The organism is Hallella multisaccharivorax DSM 17128, from assembly GCF_000218235.1.
Taxonomy (GTDB): Bacteria; Bacteroidota; Bacteroidia; order Bacteroidales; family Bacteroidaceae; genus Prevotella; species Prevotella multisaccharivorax.
In genome coordinates this window covers 1,564,229-1,584,270 of the sequence record NZ_GL945017.1, presented here as the reverse complement: position 1 = coordinate 1,584,270, position 20,042 = coordinate 1,564,229, and the positions used below count along the sequence as shown (strand labels likewise).

General features: G+C 47.2%; 12 protein-coding genes. 5 read left to right on the top strand and 7 right to left on the bottom strand.

The genetic code is table 11. The features are described 5' to 3' along the window. Nucleotides 1-93: 93 nt before the first annotated feature. From PREMU_RS06845 to thrA, 6 genes are all read right to left on the bottom strand, one after another. Nucleotides 94-1,551 (bottom strand): RagB/SusD family nutrient uptake outer membrane protein, encoded by a 1,458-nt coding sequence (locus PREMU_RS06845; protein WP_007574142.1) that lies wholly within the window; start codon nt 1,549-1,551, stop codon nt 94-96. A 16-nt stretch (nt 1,552-1,567) separates the two neighbouring features. Beyond that, nucleotides 1,568-4,822 carry a SusC/RagA family TonB-linked outer membrane protein gene (locus PREMU_RS06840; protein WP_007574141.1) on the bottom strand — a complete coding sequence of 1,085 codons (3,255 nt, stop codon included), beginning with the start codon at nt 4,820-4,822 and terminating at the stop codon, nt 1,568-1,570. A gap of 620 nt (nt 4,823-5,442) precedes the next feature. Beyond that, a complete protein-coding gene (locus PREMU_RS06835) occupies nt 5,443-6,237 on the bottom strand; it encodes a TrmH family RNA methyltransferase (RefSeq protein WP_007574140.1) in 795 nt (264 codons plus the stop codon). Continuing rightward, a complete protein-coding gene (gene thrC / locus PREMU_RS06830; RefSeq protein ID WP_007574139.1) occupies nt 6,234-7,559 on the bottom strand; it encodes a threonine synthase in 1,326 nt (441 codons plus the stop codon). Before thrC ends, PREMU_RS06835 begins: the two co-directional genes overlap by 4 nt. Before the next feature lie 40 nt (nt 7,560-7,599). Further along, complete coding sequence (locus PREMU_RS06825; RefSeq protein WP_007574138.1) at nt 7,600-8,874, bottom strand: cofactor-independent phosphoglycerate mutase; 1,275 nt, start codon at nt 8,872-8,874, stop codon at nt 7,600-7,602. Between the two features lie 15 nt (nt 8,875-8,889). Continuing rightward, nucleotides 8,890-11,328: a bifunctional aspartate kinase/homoserine dehydrogenase I gene (thrA, locus tag PREMU_RS06820; protein WP_007574135.1), complete on the bottom strand. Its 2,439-nt coding sequence runs from the start codon at nt 11,326-11,328 to the stop codon at nt 8,890-8,892. A gap of 190 nt (nt 11,329-11,518) precedes the next feature. Between thrA and PREMU_RS06815 the strand changes: the two genes are divergently transcribed. Both PREMU_RS06815 and ltrA read left to right on the top strand, forming a co-directional pair. Continuing rightward, nucleotides 11,519-13,132: an NAD(P)/FAD-dependent oxidoreductase gene (locus tag PREMU_RS06815; protein WP_007574133.1), complete on the top strand. Its 1,614-nt coding sequence runs from the start codon at nt 11,519-11,521 to the stop codon at nt 13,130-13,132. Between the two features lie 443 nt (nt 13,133-13,575). Continuing rightward, on the top strand, nt 13,576-15,021 hold the full coding sequence (ltrA, locus tag PREMU_RS06810; protein ID WP_007574131.1) for a group II intron reverse transcriptase/maturase: 1,446 nt from the start codon (nt 13,576-13,578) through the stop codon (nt 15,019-15,021). Between the two features lie 67 nt (nt 15,022-15,088). Here the strand turns inward: ltrA and PREMU_RS06805 are convergent, their stop codons facing one another. Beyond that, on the bottom strand, nt 15,089-16,429 hold the full coding sequence (locus tag PREMU_RS06805; protein ID WP_007574129.1) for an NADP-specific glutamate dehydrogenase: 1,341 nt from the start codon (nt 16,427-16,429) through the stop codon (nt 15,089-15,091). Between the two features lie 370 nt (nt 16,430-16,799). Here PREMU_RS06805 and PREMU_RS14965 point away from each other — a divergent pair, with 370 nt between their 5' ends. The 3 genes from PREMU_RS14965 to PREMU_RS06795 all read left to right on the top strand — a co-directional run bounded on the left by PREMU_RS14965 (nt 16,800) and on the right by PREMU_RS06795 (nt 19,942). Next, complete coding sequence (locus PREMU_RS14965) at nt 16,800-17,027, top strand: hypothetical protein (protein ID WP_156803974.1); 228 nt, start codon at nt 16,800-16,802, stop codon at nt 17,025-17,027. 230 nt (nt 17,028-17,257) lie between these two features. After that, nucleotides 17,258-19,570, top strand: a complete 2,313-nt coding sequence (metE, locus tag PREMU_RS06800) for a 5-methyltetrahydropteroyltriglutamate--homocysteine S-methyltransferase (RefSeq protein WP_007574128.1) — start codon at nt 17,258-17,260, stop codon at nt 19,568-19,570. Between the two features lie 84 nt (nt 19,571-19,654). Further along, the gene (locus PREMU_RS06795; RefSeq protein ID WP_007574127.1) at nt 19,655-19,942 is read left to right on the top strand and encodes a hypothetical protein; all 288 of its coding nucleotides are present in this window, start codon (nt 19,655-19,657) and stop codon (nt 19,940-19,942) included. Nucleotides 19,943-20,042: the final 100 nt, after the last annotated feature.

Below are 20,042 nucleotides of genomic sequence, written 5' to 3'. Positions count from 1 at the left end.
AGTTGATTGTATCAATATCCTTTGTATGAGGGTAGGTCAGCGTGGTTAGCGAAAGAGTTTTCGCCCCACCAAGACCTTATTAGCCCTTATCTTTTATAATTTATGTACTTCCTTGTTACCATACTCATTCTCCACATCAGGCCAAGGGAGGTTGAAGATGGCATCAGAAGGCTGATAGGTATCAACGTTGCGGAAGTCTGTAAAGCTGTGATTATAGTGCTTTAACGCATAGAATGACTGTCCCATACCAGGGAACTCGCGCATACGTTCACGCATCATCTCCTGTTCGAAGAGGTCACGGGTGCTCACTTTCGAAGCATCAACATCGCCAAGTCCCCTACTTTTCCTCACTGCGTTAAGCAGAGAAATAGCCTCTGTCTTGTTCGTATCATACACGCTTTCACTCAAGATATAGTACATCTCTGACAGACTAATCAGTACAAAGCCCTTGAGAGTATTGCTGTTTGCCTCTGCATCGTTCTGTATGAAGCGTATAAAAGAGAATGTTGATGCACCCGAAGAGGCGTTTTCTCTGAAGAACGAGCTGTATCTTGCATCGGAGCTAGTGGCGGTGAAGCGGTCTGTCTCATAGAGACTTCGTGCATCACGACGCCCTTCAGTAAACGTACCAGCACCTGTTGCACGCAGAAAAGCAGAACGAATAGCACCAGAACGATCGGCTGCATAAACTCCAAATATCATCTCTTTATTAGCTGGGAAACGCATAATAGAATCGATAGAAGTCGATGTGTTCAGCTTAAAGTTCTGTGTTGCATTGATGACCTCACGTGCATACTTGGCTGCTTCTGACTTATTACCCATAGTATAGTAAACGCGTGCTTTCGTTGCTTTCACCGCATATTTATTGAAGAAGATGACGCGGTCTTGATGATAATCACGCTGTAAAACGTTATTGTAAGTAACGTTATTATCATCTGACAATAGCGAGTCGGCAGCATTCAAATCACCAATGATTAACTTGAAAGTATCATGCAAACTATAACGTGGGCGGTTCTTTAGATTGAACTCAGTTGCGTATGGTAAACCTAACGTATTGGCGTCACTTCGGGTATAGTCAGTACAATATAAGCGAGCCAGATCGAAGTGCATAAAGGCACGTAACCCCAATGCTTCACCATGTATGAGGCGTCTCTCTTGGGGCGCACTACTGATATCATTCATGTGTCGCAACACGTTGTTGACATTTGCGATATTGCTATACATGTTCTTCCAGATGGCATCTGTCTGCGAACGAGCCTGTTGGTTGGTATATTGGTAACGGTTCAGATAATAGCTCACATCCTGCGAGTTATCATAACCGAACTCTTGTCCGAGCTTGTCAACAAGCCCCCATGAGAGGTTCTCACCATACAGGTTGGAGGAAGCTAACTTGCCATAAACACCAAACATAGCATCTTCATAACCCGTGATAGTCGTAAACATCTGGTCTTCGGTGTTCTGTCCTTTGGGCTGAACATCCAAGAAGTCATTACAAGAGGTTAGTAGTGCAAGTACCACCGAAACCCCTATATATTTTTTCAACATATTCATTTCTTATCTAATCGTATTAAAGTGAGAATCTTAATGAGAACTCGAAACTTCTATCGTAAGGGTAGTTTAGACCGCGCTCACGCTTTGCTGTGGATAGATAGAAGAGGTCATTGGTGAGGAACTCAAGGTACATACGTCTCAAACCGTACTTCTGTATCCATGTTGTTGGAACCTCGTAAGACAATGCCAAACTGCTCATTCGCAGGTAATTGTTCTTCTGCACGAAGCGAGATGTTTGATAAGGTGTTGCCGTATCATCAATTCGCTTGTACTTAGCAATCGTTCCTGGCGTCTTCCATCTGTCCTGAAGTACACGCTCATCGGCGTTATACTTAGGGTTAGCACCCTCTACCTTTGTAGCGAGAGTCTCGTTATACAAGGCTCCACCAAATGAGTATTGAAAGGTGCAGCTAAGGGCAAATCGCTTATAAGTAAGGTAGGAGTTGATAGATCCGATACCGATTGGATTCGTATCACCAAAGATGACTTTATCATTCGGATCATAGGTAAATGTGTAGTTACCATTACGCTTGATGAAGATCTCCTGACCTGTTACTGGGTCGATACCAGCGGATGGAACAACCTTCAAAGCTGTCAACGACTGACCTTCCTCATATACAGGAAGTGGTGCGACACCACCCTTTGCGAGGTTCTGCTCATTGAGTGCACGGAGCGCATTACTTATCTTCTTGATCTTATTCTTATTATATGCATAGGTGAAACCAAGCGACCATTGCCAGTCCTCCGTCTGTATTGGGAAGGTGCGAACACGAAGCTCGAAACCTGTGTTCTGAACCTCTCCAATATTCTCACGAGAGGTGGATACACCTACTGATGGTGCCTTGGTAATATCCAAAAGCAGGTTATCTGTATTCTTGATATAGTAGTCGGCAGAGAGGTCGATACGTCCGTGGAAAGCAGTGAAGTCGACACCGATATTCGTACTCAACGTGCGTTCCCACTTCAAGTCGGGGTTACCTATAGTAATAGGTGTGGCACCTGTACCCTTACCATAGAAGTAAGAGCTGCTGTAACTATACGTTGTTAATGACTGATAAGGGTTGAAGTTGATGTTACCAAGGTATCCTATGCTAGCACGCAACTTGAGTAATTGGATGGGAGTTCCCTTCATGAACTTCTCATTATGGATGTTCCAACCACCTCCGACACTCCAGAAAGGAGCAAAGCGTTGGTTCTTTCCGAATCGGGAGGAGCCTTCATAACGATAGATGAGATCGAGGAAGTACTTGTTATCCCATATAGTGTTTGCATTCACAAAGAAGCCTACTCCCCTTGTTTCTGTATCTGAACCACTGGGGTGACTATTGGTATCATAAGAGGTTGCAAAGGCTGGATGGCCCAACTGGTCAGAGTAGAATCCAACTGAGCGATAGCCTGCTACGTCTGTAGAAGTCGACTCTATACTACTACCACCCATAGCTGTTAAGAACAACTTCTTGAAGAAGTAGTTGTTATAAGACAGCATTACCTTACCTTGGAAGGCGGTTGTATTGGTCCAGTTATCTGACAGTGAGCCTCGCTGGTTGACTGCTTTTGTGATCTTCTCATTATACGAGAAAGGTGAAGTAAACACACGTCTGTCTTGCTTACTGCGGTCGATTGTGAAGTCACCATCCAATCGAATCTTATCACCAAACCATAACTGGACACTCGTGGTATTGAGGAAGTCGAGGTTATTCGACTTGTTGTAACTACCTAATGAGGCATCATACAATGGGTTGGCAAGGTCATGATAGAGCGAAGAACGCAACTGCCCGTCTGCATCGTAAGGGTTTTCATAAGGGTTCATCTTTACCCAATCGGAGAAGTCACCATACGGTGATTCATGATTAGTAACCGATGTTAACGTTGAATTATTCGATATGAAGAACTTGCCCGAGACGTTATATGAGAGGCGGAAGTTGGTTGATAAGCGGGTACGATCAGACCCCTTCATCACTCCGGAGTCCTTTCCATAACGTACTCCAAGGTTATATTTGGCACGCTCATCACCACCATCAATGCTCAAACTATGTGATTGTGAGAAGGCATTACGCAATGGCTTCGATAGCCAATCAGTCTCTACTCCACGCTGAACATCGTTATATATGCGTGCATAGTCGCGGTCGTACTGGTACTGACGGGCTGGATCTGTATCAGTGAACAAGCCTGCTAAACGCTCATACTCAAGTTTCTGACGAGCATTCAGGAGGTGATAATCATGCAAGTCTGGCGTTGACAAACGAACGGTTCCACTATAATTCAATTTCAGCTTACCACCTTTCAATGTCTTGGTAGTGATGACAATCACACCAGCTGACGCTTTCGCACCATAAAGGGCTGACGCTGAAGCATCCTTCAAGACGGTTACGGTCTCTATATCATTCATATCCATGTCGGCAACATACTCTGCTGTTACCTGTGCACCATCGACTACATAGACTGGGGTATTAGCCTGTCCCTCAAAGGTGGCACGTCCACGAATATTGATCTCAGCCACCTTGTTAGGGTCAGAACCCTTGAGGTTATCATCGGTGATGACCATACCTGGAACGAAGGAAGATATACTTTGCAACACATTCTTCGTACTCACATTCATCAACTGATCGCGTGTCACGGCTACTTGAGAACCCGTAAACGAGTTCTTGTTCTTAGTTTGATAACCCGTAATAACAACCTCCTGCATCTCTTTAGAGTCCTCTCTCAAGGTGAAGTTGGCTGCTGCTCCATTCTTAACAGTCCTTGTTACGGTCTTATAACCGATGTAGGACACCGTAAGGTGCGCCTCCTTCTGATCCGTTTGTATCCGATATTCACCATTGATATCGGTTACGAAGCCACCATTAACGCCTTCCATGCGGACAATGGCACCAATGATTGGCTCGCCATTGGCGTCAGTAACCTGACCTTTGATGGTTCCTTTGCGTTGAGCAACTACCTTCTTGGCAAAGGTGAGGGTGTTTCCATCAACCGAATAAGTAAACGGAAGTTGATTGGAGAGGCTCACCAATAAACTTGTGACTGACTGGCCGCGAACGGAAAGGGTTACTCCTTTGAGCGACTTAACATCCTCATCAGCAAATTTCACTACTATACCCGTTTGCTTAGCAACCTCATTTGCAAAGGATTCAATTGTTGCATCCTGCAAAGAAAGCGTTACCTTAGCACCATCGAAGTCTTGTGCTGAAGCAGGAAGACATAATGGTCCAAAGCATAAAAGATTCAGAATAAGGACGCAGGTAATACGTTGGAGAAAATTCATCTTGTGCATCTTTCTCTATAATTAATATTTACTTACTAATCAAAAGACAATCCTTTACTAATCGAAAAACAGTCTTTACTTAAACTGAACACCATCACTTGATTCGCTCATAATGGTTAATTGTTTTCGTTATAACTCTTATTACGATCTTAAAAGAACTCTTTCTTTGATAATACTTTTCTATCATTATCCGACTGCAAACTTACATAAAATTTTTCGGATTTTACGCCAGTTGGATAAAAAAGTTAAATGAATATCCGCAATCATCCAAAATAGCAAAGTTTATACTGTCTGGACAATCCTTGGTATAAAAATTATAAAAATTGCAGGCTTATATTTGACTATTGGAAAGGAATGATTATGCATGAGCTACGTGAGGTGATGGGTAAACGCGTTGCCTTTACGGTGTAGACGCATTGCCTTTACGGTGTAGACGCATTGCCTTTACAGTGTAGACGCGTTGCCATTACGGTGTAAACGCGTTGCCATTACGATGTAGATGCAATGAGAATATATTTTGATAGCGAAGCCTTGACAAACGGCTTATAGGTTTAGTCGCTCGCCATTGAGAGTTTGATATCCTATTTAATAGGCTCAGCCGGAGTAGGGATTGGACTTGCGTCATCTTTCTAAGAAACGGTTCTTCTCCTGAATTCCGCGCAGGTGATGGCGGTTGCAATGGCGACATTTAGGCTGTCGGCTGTAGCCCGTTCCTTAGGATAATTGGGGATAAGAAGCCGGCGGTTGAGAAGGGCCTTTATGGCAGGTGATATACCATTTCCCTCATTGCCCATAACAATCAGGCCGCTATCGGAGAGTTGCTGCTCATAGAGGTCGGCTCCATTGAGACAAGTCCCATAGACAGGAAAGTCTTTTGGCAGACTGGTGATGAGGCGCTCCAGATCTGTATAGTGTACACGTACCCGTGCGATGCTTCCCATGGTTGCCTGGATTACCTTTGGGCTGTAGGCATCAACCGTACTGAGTGAACAGATCACGTCCTCAATGCCAAACCAGTCGGCTACGCGGATGATGGTTCCAAGGTTACCTGGATCTTGCACACCGTCAAGGGCGATGACCAATGCCTCTCTTCCACCATTGCGTTGGCCTACCAACAGCGGGAGGAGTGCCTGGGGATCAGTTTTCTCCTGTGGCAGTGGAAACAAGGCAAGCACTTGTTGAGGGTGTTGGAGAAGTGAAGCTTTTCTCAGTTCTTCGGCATCTACTTTGATGACTTCGATATCAGTTATCAACTTGCAGTTTTCAGTTATCCAATCCTCTGTTGCTATGACTATCTTGGCCTGCTCTTTCTGGAGCAGGTCTCCGACCACTTTTGGTCCTTCTGCTACAAACACCCCGCTCTTTCGGCGGGCTTTCTTATTGTCGAGAGAGCGGATGAGCTTTATTTTTGCTTTGCTGATCATTCTTGTGGTTGTTTGAGGAGGTAGTCTTTGAATGCCTTGAAATCGTTGACCATCCCTATGCTTTGCTTCTTGCCTCGCATGAATGCCTGGAGGCGTTCTGGAATAGTGATGTCGGTACCAATGATAGCATCCACTTTCTCTTTGAATTTAGCAGGATGGGCTGTTTCTAAGAACACTCCCACGCTGTCTGCGGGGAGCTGTTCCCTTAATGCCTGATAGCCGCAGGCACCGTGTGGATCAAGTATGTATCCGTTTTCTTTAAAGCATTGCTTCATGGTTTCACGGATGCGATTATCCGCGTAGGTCGCCCCGCTGATATCTCTTGTAATGGCATTGTAGTCTCCGTAGAGATCTATGATGCGTGCAAAATTGCTGGGAGCTCCAACGTCCATGGCATTGGCCAGTGTCTGTTTGCTGGCCATGGGCGTATAGATACCGGTCTGTAAATAGTTGTAGAACACGTCATTAGCGTTGTTGGCGGCAATGAAATGGTCAATGGGAAGTCCCATCTTCTTGGCAAAGAGTCCTGCGGTAATGTTGCCAAAATTGCCTGATGGCACGCAGACCGTTAGTTTTGACTTCAATGCACCCATCTGTTTCAGCTGGGCATAGGCGTTGAAATAATAGAATGCCTGTGGGAGGAAGCGTGCTACATTGATGCTGTTGGCCGAGGTTAGAATCATGTGCGAAGTAAGATTGCGGTCCATAAACGCGCTCTTGACAAGTGCTTGGCAGTCGTCGAAGACACCGTCAACTTCAATGGCGGTGATGTTACGTCCGAGGGTAGTAAACTGGCTTTCCTGAATTTTGCTGACTTTGCCTTTGGGATAGAGCACGTAAACATGGATACCATCCACCCCGAGGAAACCGTTTGCCACTGCTGACCCTGTGTCTCCGGAGGTAGCTACAAGCACGTTGACAATCCGGTTGTCGCCTGTGTGCTCACGATCCTTGCGGATGAAGTATTGGAGCAGACGGGCCATGAACCTGGCACCTACGTCTTTGAAAGCGAACGTGGGACCATGGAAGAGCTCCAGTGTGTAGATGTTGTCATCGACTTTTACGACCGGTGTGTCAAATGTCAACGTATCGTAGACAATTTGCTTCAGGGAGGCCTCGTCGACATCATCGCCGAAGAAGGCCTTTGCCACCTCGAAGGCAATCTCTTGAAAAGAAAGCTTTCCGATATGCAGATAGAACTCTTCGGATAACTGCCTGATTTGTTCAGGCATGTAGAGTCCGCGGTCGGGAGCAAGTCCCTGCTCTACAGCGTCATGGAGTGTCGCGACGGGAGCCTGATGATTGGTGCTATAGTATTTCATAGAAAAAAATCTTGGATTGATCAAATAACACTGGTAAACTTCAAAGTGTCATGAATTTGTCCATGAATTCAGTGAGATGTAGCATGCCGTAAGCTCCCGCAACACACGACACCTCGTCATAGACTTGTACGTTATCAGGCTCTATGCCGGGATGCCAGATCAGAAAAGGCACAGGTTCCTTGACATGGGTACGTACCTCTACGGGAGTAGGATGGTCGGGTAGGACTGCGATGGCTACAGGCTCTTTCCATTGTTTCACTTCGTTGTAGATGGGCTCCACTACGCGGCGGTCAAGATTCTCAATGGTCTTGAGTTTCAGTTCAAGGTTTCCGTCGTGTCCGGCCTCATCGCTTGCCTCGCAATGAATGAAGACGAAGTCTTGGTTGTAGAGTGCGGTGAGTGCCGCAGCGACTTTGCCTTCGTAATTGGTATTGGCTAACCCCGTGGCTCGTGGCACCTTTACCACGTCAAGCCCTGCATATTGTCCGATGCCACGGATGAGGTCAACAGCGGAGATGCAGGTGCCGCTCTTGATCTGTGGATATTTCTCGCGCAGGGTCTTCATAGAGGGCCGGTAACCTCCTCCCCATGGCCAGATAAGATTGGCCATACGTTCACCTCTTGCGGTTTTCTCCTGGTTATAGGGATGTGCTTCTAACAACTCTTTGCTCTTGATGATCAGATTGTTGAGCAAGTCGGCTGTCTCTTGTGCAGTCATGCGCTCTTCTCCTGTAGGCTTACCGTCGAATCCAATGACAGGTTCTCTCCGGTTCGCCCATCCCTCCTCAGGCTTGACGAGCAATGACTGCCACTTTTCTCCGGGGTGATCGTGAGGGGGCGCGCACATGATGTGTTTGCTGGCGCGCTTGACGATAAGTAAATGACGGTACTGGATGCCGGGGATGAACTTGACAGTAGCGTCTCCGAGCTTTTCGTTAAGATACTGCATAAGCAGCGCGCCGTTTTCTGTCGTCAGATTGCCTCCGTTGTGACTGATGATGGTTCCGTCTCCTACACAAATGACATTGAGTCTCAGTGCCAGGTCTTCGGGCGCCATGGCGTAGCCGATGCTGGCAGCCTCCAATGGTCCACGTCCTTCGTACACTTTATTTTGGTCATAACCGAGAATCGTGCTGTTGGCAACTTCAGATCCAGGAAGAAATCCGTCGGGAATGGTTGTCAGCCTGCCGGTGCGTCCTTTGCGGGCAAGCATGTCCATGTAAGGGGTGTCGGCTGCCTGTAAGAGTGTCTGCCCTCCCAGACGGCTGACAGCATGGTCGGCCATGCCATCACCTAATATAATAATGTGCTTCATGGTTATCCTGAGTTATTAAACGTTGGCAATACTTATGATATTGGCGAAGACTCCTGCCGCAGTAACACTGGCGCCGGCACCATAGCCTTGAATGAGCATGGGGTATTTCTTATAGCGCTCTGTGGTTAGGAGGACAATGTTGTTGCTGCCTTCAAGATTGTAGAATGGGCTCTGCTGGTTCACGGCTTTCAGCTCTACACTCACCTTGCCATAATCCATAGTGGCGACGAAGCGCCACCGCTTGCCCTCTGCCTCGATGGTCTTGCGCTGTTTCTCGAAATCTGCGTCGAGTTCAGGCAGATGCATCCAGAAATCCTCAAGTGAGCCTTCGAAAAATCTGTCAGGTACGAAGAGATGCTTCTCGACATCTGCTTGTTCTACCTTATAGCCTGCCTCACGCGCCAGAATCACAATCTTACGCACGACATCGGTACCACTGAGGTCGATGCGTGGATCCGGCTCGGAATAACCTTCCTCTTTGGCACTTCTTACTGTTTGAGAGAACGGACACTGTGCGGAGATCTTATTGAAAATGTAATTGAGTGTGCCGCTGAGAACGGCTTCAATCTTTAAGATACAGTCACCTGAGTTGCGAAGATCGTTGATGGTTCCTATGATTGGAAGCCCTGCACCCACATTGGTCTCGAAAAGAAACTTGATGCCTCGCTTAAGGGCGGTTGCTTTAAGTCGTGCGTAGTCAGTGTATGCCGAGCTGGCAGCAATCTTGTTGGCCGCAACAATGCTCACGTTATGGTCGAGCAGTGACTGGTAAAGTCCTGCTATGTCTTTGGATGCTGTGCAATCGACGAAGACAGCATTGAAGATGTTCATTGAAAGAATAGTGTCGCGAAGCTTCTGTGGGTTGCTGGGTTCAGATGCTTGAAGAAGCTCGCGATAGTTGACGAGGTCGATGCCGTCGCGCGAATAGATGGCATTGTGAGAGCTTGCCACACCTACGACGTTGAGTTTCAGGCGCGAGTGCTCTTTAAGATTCTCATATTGTGAGCGTATCTGCTCAATGAGCTTTCCGCCTACCGTCCCGATGCCACAAATGAAGAGGTTGAGCACCTTATATTCAGAAAGGAAGAATGAATCGTGTAGCACGTTCATGGTCTTTCGCAGTTCAGCGCCTTGTACGACAAACGAGATATTTGTCTCAGAGGCTCCCTGTGCGCAGGCAATGACAGAGATGCCACTTCGCCCGAGTGTGCCAAAAAGCTTTCCGGCTATGCCGGCGGCATGCTTCATGTTTTCTCCCACGATGGCCACAGTGGCAAGATTGCTTTCAACATGCATGGGGTACATGGCTCCGTCTTCAATCTCGGAGGCAAACTCGTTATTGAGTACGCGGACGGCCTCTTTGGCATCTTCGTCACGGACGCCAATAGATGTGGAGTTCTCTGAAGAGGCCTGGGAAACCATAAACACGGAAATGCCCTTGTTGGCCAAAGCTGTGAAGATGCGGCGATTAACGCCAATGACGCCCACCATGGCAAGGCCGGAAACATTGATAAGTGAGGTATTCTTGATACTTGAGATACCTTTGATTGGCTTGTGATCATTCTCAATCGTATCTTTGATAATGGTACCGGGCGCATCGGGATTGAAGGTGTTCTTTACTCGGATAGGGATATTCTTGATACGTACAGGATAGATAGTCGGGGGGTAAACCACCTTTGCTCCAAAGTTACAGAGCTCCATGGCTTCCACATAGCTCAACTCGTCTATGGTATAGGCCGTTTTAATGACACGTGGATCAGCAGTCATAAAGCCGTCCACATCGGTCCATATCTCCAATAGCTCAGCATCAAGATTGGCAGCAATGATAGCGGCAGTATAGTCGGATCCTCCACGGCCAAGATTGGTGGTTTCTCCCGAATCTTTATCTGAAGAGATGAACCCCGGCACAAGGGAAATGCGTGCCATGTCCTTAAAGGCTTCTTTTACGAGGTGGTTGGTCAGGTCGCTGTCGAGGATAGTCTTGCCATTTTGGGATGTCGTGGTTTGGATGAAAAGGCGTGAGTCCATCCATCGAGAGCCTTTAACGAGCGTCGCAACAATATTGGAACTTAGGCGTTCTCCATAGCTGACGATGGCGTCAAGAGTCTTCTTACTGAGATCATGGATAAGGTAAACACCAAAATAAATGGAATGCAGTTGCTCAAATAGGGCATCTACCTTATTGAAAAGTGCTTCTCGGTCATTGTTTTCTGTGATAATGGTGTCGATCATCTTGTGGTGTCGGTCAACCATCTGCTCGAATTGTAGTTTCCACTCCTCCTTGCCTTCACGAGCGAGATGAGAAGTAGAGATGAGTTGGTCGGTAATCCCGCCGAGGGCGCTGACGACAACGACAATGGGTTGTCGTTTGGCCTCTTTTTCCACAATACGCTTTAAACTGAGGATGCTTTTTACGGAACCTACTGATGTCCCGCCGAATTTTAATACCTTCATTTATGCAAATGACTTTTTGGGTTAATGCACAGTCATTCCCGATACGTGGGGGATGATGACCGCACTTGGTTGCAAAGTTAACAATGTTTCATCTTATAGGCAAAGAAAAATGATAAAAATGTTGAGAAACGATGGGGAAACGATGAAATTTGTTTAATTTTGCAATTAAAATGCAACATTATTATATTTTATGATAGAAGAGTTTCAGCTGAGACTGTTGCCCCAGACAGCGGCCTCAGAGCAGAGCATCATACAGTATCTTATCCGCGAAAAGGCAATGGATGCGCACGCAATCACACATGTAAGAGTACTCAAGCGGAGTATCGATGCGCGTCAGCGGACCATTTTTGTCAATCTCAAAGTGCGGGTCTATATGAATGAACAGCCTCAGGATGAGGAATTCGTACGCACGGAGTATCCTTATGTAGGTGAGAGCCCACAGGTTGTTGTCGTTGGTGAGGGGCCTGGTGGTCTCTTTGCCTCGCTGAAGTTAATTGAGCTTGGTCTCAGACCGGTTGTTATTGAGCGGGGTAAAAATGTCAGGGAACGAAAAAAGGATATGGCGCTTATCACCAAGACGCAGAAAATAGATTCGGAGAGTAACTATTGTTTTGGTGAGGGAGGTGCCGGAGCTTACAGTGATGGTAAACTCTACACACGAAGCCATAAGCGAGGCAATACGGAAAAGATTCTCAATGTGTTTTGTCAGCATGGTGCGTCGACATCCATTCTTTCTGATGCCCATCCGCATATTGGGACCGATAAACTCCCACGCGTGATAGAGAATATGCGCCAGCAGATCATCAAGAGTGGGGGAGAGGTACATTTTCAAACAAAGATGGTAAGTATCATGTTTGAAAGTTCAATTACTGGAGAAAGAACCGTTGTGGGGATCAAGGCTATTGATATGGCATCAGGAAAAGAAATGGAATACCGTGGACCGGTTATCTTGGCGACAGGTCATAGTGCCCGTGATGTGTACAGGTATCTTGCCAATGCGCATGTAGATATGGAACCGAAGGGCATTGCCGTAGGTGTACGCTTGGAGCATCCGGCACATTTGATAGATCAGATACAATACCATAGCCCGAATGGGAGGGGAAAGTATTTACCCGCGGCAGAGTATTCATTCGTTACGCAGGTGGAGAACAGAGGCGTTTATTCTTTTTGCATGTGCCCGGGGGGCTTTGTGATTCCGGCAGCTACCGGTCCCGAGCAGATTGTCGTCAACGGAATGTCGCCAAGCAATCGTGGCACGCTGTGGTCGAACAGTGGCATGGTGGTTGAGGTGAGACCGGAGGATATTGAGATGGACCTTGCTTCCGGAAAAAATCAGTCTGAGGATGTCTTGCAGGTGATGAGATTTCAAGAAAGATTGGAGAAGACTTGTTGGCAGCAAGGCAATATGAGACAAACGGCGCCTGCACAGCGCATGGCTGACTTTGTGAACAACCGTTTAAGCTATGACTTGCCAAGGAGTAGCTATGCGCCTGGATTGGTCAGTAGCCCATTGCATTTTTGGCTCCCATCTTTTATTTCCAAGCGTCTTCAGGAAGGTTTCAGCATTTTCGGCAGGCGCAGTCACGGGTTTCTGACTAATGAGGCTGTGCTTATTGCTGTGGAGACGCGCACTTCTTCTCCACTCCGTATTTTGCGAAATCATGATAATCTCCAGCATGTCAAGATAAAGGGGCTCTTCCCTTGTGGCGAAGGAGCCGGATACGCCGGCGGCATTGTATCTGCTGGCGTTGATGGCGAGCGGTGTGCAGATATGTGCGCACAATATATGAGTGCGCAAGCCTGAATTGGCAGCGCACTCTTTTAGTATGCTCGGCATGAGTATTGTCTAACGGGTGCAAGTCCCGAGTAAGCCTTAATAGCGGGAATTACATAGCCAAAGGCAAGGGCGTCCATCGTGAGGTGGAATCTGAAAGAAGCCGGCGGCAAACATCTGACCTAACGAACAGAAACTTCATACAAGGCATATGACCGTGGGTAAGGTTGCTAAACAAATCAAAGCCCTATAGCTATTCGGAACGGTTGGTGTAAATGAAGTGGGTATAAGATGGAAAGACAATGCCCTTATCCGAGGAGGTCTCACGGACACTTCAAATAGTTTTTTTTACGAAAGAAGTGGAGTAAAGCTTGCCGTGAGAAGTCAGCAGACGCCATAGTAGTGCAATACTCGATAACGTTGCATGAAGGGCTGAACCTAACAATCAAGCGATAGTAATTGAAACATACCTCATGAAGGAAAGAATGCAGAAAACATTATCCCAAGTTAATGGCTGCCCCCAAAGAGATAGGTCGGAAACCGAATGGTATGGGGGAGTGCAGACCTACATGTGGATGTGTGAAGACAACATCGTGGAAGTACCATTCGACAAGGAACACCTTTTCGAGCAAATCCTTAGCCCTTCAAATCTCAACCGAGCCTACAAGGCAGTTATGAGAAACAAAGGCTGTGGTGGTATCGACAAGATGTCGTGTGAGCAGTTGCTCCCATGGCTATTGACCAATAAGGACTTGCTCATCCGTTCCTTGATGGACGGCTCTTACCGTCCAAACCCAGTGAAAAGGGTAGAAATACCCAAAGACAATGGCAAGATGCGCCTGTTGGGAATACCTACAGTAGTAGACCGTTTGGTGCAACAAGCCATAAACCAAGTATTGACCCCCATCTATGAGAACCAATTTTCCAAGACGAGCTACGGCTTCCGTCCGAGAAGAGGATGCCATGACGCAGTACGAGGAGCGCAAAGTATAATTAATGAAGGCTACATATATGTAGTAGACCTTGACCTTGAACGCTTCTTCGATACCGTGAGCCATAGCAAACTCATAGAAATTCTCAGCCGTACGATAAAAGACGGCAGAGTGGTCAGTCTTATACACAAATATCTCCGAAGTGGTGTAATGAACAAAGGCTTGTTTGAAGCGAGCGAAGAGGGAACTCCCCAAGGAGGACCGCTAAGTCCGTTGTTGAGTAACATCATACTCAACGAATTGGACAAAGAACTTGAACGCAGAGGGCTTCCCTTTGTACGCTATGCCGATGACTCGATGATATTCTGTAAGTCCAAAAGGGCTGCAATGCGAGTGAAGGAGTCTATAACCCGATTTATAGAAAATGTTCTATATCTCAGAGTCAACAAGGAAAAGACCGTAGTGTCGTATGTACGTGGAGTGAAATATCTGGGCTACTCCTTTTATGTGATGAAAGGCAAATGCCAACTCACTGTGCACCCAAAATCCAAAGCCAAGATGAAGTCAAGGTTGAAAGAACTGACAAGTCGCAGCAATGGATGGGGATATGCCAAGAGAAAGCAAAAGCTGAAAGAATACATAAGAGGGTGGGTTGGCTATTATCACCTTGCCAATATGAAGCGTCTCTTGCTTGAAACAGACGAATGGTTAAGACGTAGAATACGCATGTGTATATGGAAAGCTTGGAAGAAAGTCAAGACAAAAGTGGCAAACCTCATTAGATGTGGTATTAATAAATACCAAGCATACGAATGGGGTAATACTCGTAAGGGTTATTGGCATATAGCTAATAGTCCTATTTTAGCAACTGCAATAAGTAACAACAATCTACGTGCAGCAGGGTATGCTACTTTAATGGGGACGTATCTCGAATGGCACCCCAAAATAGGAACCGCCGTATGCGGGACCGCATGTACGGTGGTGTGAGAGGTCGGAAAACGAAAGTAGGAAGAAAACTACTTCGTTTTCCTCCTACTCGATTGAAGAGATTCGATTACATCCCTACGCCTTGTGCCATCATGGCTCTTGCGACTTTAAGGAAGCCGGCCACGTTGGCCCCTTTGACGTAATTGATATATCCATCTGTCTGTGTGCCATATTTCACGCAGTTGTCATGAATATCATTCATGATGCGGTGGAGATAGTTGTCCACTTCGTCACGTGTCCATTTCAGACGCTCGGAGTTCTGGCTCATTTCCAAACCTGAGACGGCTACACCACCGGCGTTACTTGCTTTACCTGGGCAATAAAGGATCTTTTTGTCTTGGAAAATCTTTACAGCCTCGGGTGTGGAGGGCATGTTGGCCCCTTCGGTCACTGCAATGATTCCGTTGTCGATGAGCTTCTGTGCGTCCTTTCCGTCAATCTCATTCTGAGTTGCACAAGGTGTAGCGATGTCGGCTTTGATGCCCCAGGGACGTTCTCCCGGGAAATATTGGGCATGGGGATATTCTTTTGCATATTCCTTGATACGTCCTCGCTCAATATTCTTCAGTTCCATGATATAAGCGAGTTTATTAGTATCAATGCCATCGGGATCATAAATAAAACCATCTGAATCAGAGCATGTCAGAGGTTTGGCTCCAAGCTGTAGAAGCTTCTCTATAGTATATTGCGCCACGTTCCCGGCACCCGACACAAGAACTGTCTTGCCGGAAAGACTTATCCCACGTGTCTTCAACATGTTTTCAAGGAAGTACACGTTTCCATAACCGGTGGCTTCTGGACGAATGAGCGAGCCTCCAAACTCCTGTCCCTTTCCAGTCAGTATACCTACAAATTGATGGGTGAGGGTTTTATATTGTCCAAACATATAACCTACTTCCCGTCCGCCGACTCCAATGTCGCCTGCAGGTACATCTATGTCCGGACCGATATAGTTCCATAGTTCACGCATGAAGGCTTGACAAAAACGCATTACTTCTGCATTGGATTTACCGCGTGGGGAGAAGTCAGACCCTCCTTTTGCACCGCCCATAGGGAGAGTGGTGAGGGCGTTTTTGAATACCTGCTCAAATGCAAGGAACTTCAGAATGCTTACATTGACGGAGGCATGAAAACGGAGACCGCCTTTATAAGGGCCGATTGAATTGTTCTGCTGGATGCGATAGCCCATATTGGTCTGCACATTTCCCTTGTCGTCAATCCAGTTTACACGGAATTGAATGATGCGGTCAGGGATGCACAGCCGCTCAATGAGATTGACCCTGTCGAATTCGGGATGTTTGTTGTACTCTTCCTCAATGGTACCAAGTACCTGGCTCACTGCCTGGATATACTCAGGCTGGTTAGGAAAGAGATGCTGCAGTTTGGATACTACTTCGGTTGCTTTCATGGTTGTGTCTGTTCTCTTACTGGTTATATAATATTTTATGATAAAGTATTCATGTTCTGCAAAGTTACACATTATTGCGTAAATATCTAACGAATTAATAGAAAAAGTGAGAAAAAAGTTTCGTCGTGCCATTTGCTGCTTAATTGTGAGCTTGTAACAAGACTATGAAATGATACTGTCCTAAAAAAGTGTGTAATGTAGTAGCCCTACATCCGCGGTATGACGACGGAGGGTATCGGTACGATTTGCGAGCGGCTCTACGGTCATCACTACAGCAAGCAACAGGTGACCACCTGTCCACGCGCTGCCGTGAGGATATAGAGGCATGTCTTGCGCGCGACCTTGCATAGCATTGTAGGCCTACCGCTCAATGTCAAAGCTGACATCGTTGTGGAGTTGCTTCTGCTTATTGCTGCATTCCATTACTGCTGCCTTATCTGCATCGACTCTTGCGGGGCACTGGTTGACAAGCTTCTTCTATCTTTGCCTCAGTGTCTCTGATGAGATCCTTATAGTAATGGTACAAGTTATCAAACCGTTCATCGCCTCCTACAGAGGAATCCCCGTCTTGCCGGGCAAGGCCAAGTATCTGCTATGACAGCGCAGCCACCTTGGCCGCATCTCAGGTATCTTAGCAAAGATCGACTTAGACACATCCACATCTGATGCGTGTATTGATAACTTAATAATTACAAAATAATATTCTGTATTTTGTGCCATTCGGCCTGTGATAATAGTATATTTTCCTGAATTAAAAGAAACATTTTGTGTGGTTAAGGGATATTGCCTAATTTTGTGCTCAGATAAACAAAATATTAGGTAAGAGACATGACGATAAGACTTAACACACAGGACCTGAAGACCAATGTGCTGGGTTATCCACGCATTGGAAAGGATAGAGAACTGAAACAGGCATTAGAGAGTTTCTGGGCAGGACGTTCCACCCATGAGGAGCTTGATGCTGTAGCTAAAGAACTGCGAAAAGAGAACTGGACACTCATGCGTGAGGCTGGCATCGACCTCATCCCAAGCAACGACTTCTCCTATTATGACACGGTGTTAGACCAGACCCTGGCTGTCGGTGCCATTCCTGCCCGCTATGACAAACTGAAGGATGACAAACTCAACCTTTATTTCGCCATGGCGCACGGCTATCAGAAAGATGGCCATGACGTCATAGCTATGGAGATGACTAAATGGTTCGACACCAACTATCACTATATCGTCCCGGAGCTCACGAAGGATCAGACCTTCACCTATTATGATACGAAAGCTGTGGATGAGTTTCTTGAGGCTAAGAAACTCGGCATCGTCACCAAGCCCGTCTTCATCGGTCCAGTGAGCTTCCTTCTATTAGGCAAAGAGAAGGGAGAAGGGTTCCATCGGCTGGATCTGCTTGAACGTCTTCTGCCCGTTTATGCCCAACAGCTTGCCGCCCTGCAACAAGCCGGGGCACAGTGGATTCAGCTTGACGAGCCAGTGCTCGTCACGGATCTCGACGAGCGTTCGCAAGAAGCATTCCGTCAGGCCTATGCCTACCTGGCTGCTCAGTCAAAGTTGAATATCATCCTCACCTCTTACTTCGGGAGCCTCAGCAACAATGAAGATCTGGCGCTGAGCCTTCCCGTCAAGGCGCTTCATGTCGACTTAGTACGTGGTCCGGAACAGATCGAGCTTACCAAGAGACTGCCGAAGGATAAGATCCTGTCACTGGGCCTTATCGATGGCCGTAATATATGGAAGAACGACCTGGAGGCATCTCATAAGATTGCCCACCGCGCTATCTGTCAGTTAGGTTTCGAGCGTGTCATTCTCTCGACGAGTTGCTCACTGTTGCACGTCCCTTATGACCTGGAACAGGAGCAAGATGAAAAAGTGCTGTCAAAGAGCATCAAACGTTTCCTTGCTTTTGCCAAGCAGAAAGTACAGGAGCTGTCCTTGCTGAAAGCCGTCAGTCAGGGCTTGCAGACGGACGCGTGCATCAAGGCCTTTGTTGCCAACCAGCGTGATATAACTGCTAAATGCGACTCAGAGGAGATCCACGATGTCAAGGTGAAAGAACGTCTGGCACAAATCCGCCCGAAGGATTATCAGCGCCATAGTGACTACGCACACCGCAGCCAACTGCAGCATGAGCGCCTCCAGCTGCCACTCTTCCCCACGACAACGATAGGCTCCTTCCCCCAGACGAAAGAGGTACGAAGCTGGCGCGCTGCCTACAAGAAAGGAAAACTGAGCAAGGAGGAGTACGAGAAGTTGCTGAAAGAAGAAATCAAGAAGTGCGTTGCCTGGCAGGAAGAAGTGGGACTTGACGTGCTGGTGCATGGCGAGTTTGAGCGCAACGATATGGTGGAGTATTTCGGCGAGCAGCTCAAAGGCTTCACCTTTACGCAGAAAGGCTGGGTACAGAGCTATGGCAGCCGATGCGTGAAGCCACCTATTATTTATGGCGATGTGTCACGGCCACAACAGATGACCGTAGCCTGGTCACGTTATGCACAGAGCCTGACGAAGCACCCGATGAAAGGCATGCTCACCGGACCGGTGACGATCCTCGAATGGTCGTTCGTGCGCAATGACCAGCCACTGTCGATGACCTGCAAGCAGATCGCCCTTGCCATCCGCACCGAGGTCGTTGACCTGGAGAAGGCTGGCATCAGTGTCATACAGATCGATGAGCCGGCTATCCGTGAAGGACTGCCGCTGCGTCATGCCCAATGGGACGACTATCTGCAGTGGGCTGTCGACTGCTTCCGCCTGACAGCATCTGGGGTGAAAGACGAGACGCAGATCCATACCCATATGTGCTATTCGGAGTTTAACGATATCATTGCTCAGATAGCGCGCATGGACGCCGATGTCATCACGATAGAATGCTCCCGCTCACAGATGGAACTCCTTGGTGTATTCCGCCAGTTCAAATACCCCAACGAGATAGGACCGGGTGTATACGACATCCACTCTGCACGCATCCCGAGCGTGGAGGAAATGGTCACCCTGCTCAGGAAAGCAGCAACCTTGATCCCTAAGGAACGGCTCTGGGTGAACCCCGACTGTGGACTGAAGACACGCGGCTGGGAAGAGACACAGCCCTCCATCTCCAACATGGTAGAGGCTGCACGCGTCATGAGAAAAAGTTAATTGCGGTGATAAAGGCGATGTTTCTCGCCAAGACTTTGTCAGCCTAATAGATTTCGTGGTTTACAACCGAATTGTCATATCATCATGAAATTTGGTAAGAGGAAGATACACATCAGTCTTCTTCCGCGCGTCATCATCGCCATTATCCTTAGCCTTATCGCCGGCAACTTCCTGCCGGCTTTCATAGTACGCGTGTCCATCACGTTCAACAGCCTCTTCAGCCAGTTTCCTGGCTTCATGGTCCCGCTGATTATCATCGGTCTCGTCACCCCCGCTGACATCGGCAGAGACATAGGAAATCTGTTTGCGGTGTCATCACATCGCCTTTACAGCGTAGACGCATCGCCTTTACAGCGTAGACGCGAGACATAGCTTTGCACGAATCATCCCAAGATTGCATAATATACGGATATTCTGTCGTTTTTTATACAAAATGAAATAAAATACGAGTGATTTTATGGTTGTTTGATTG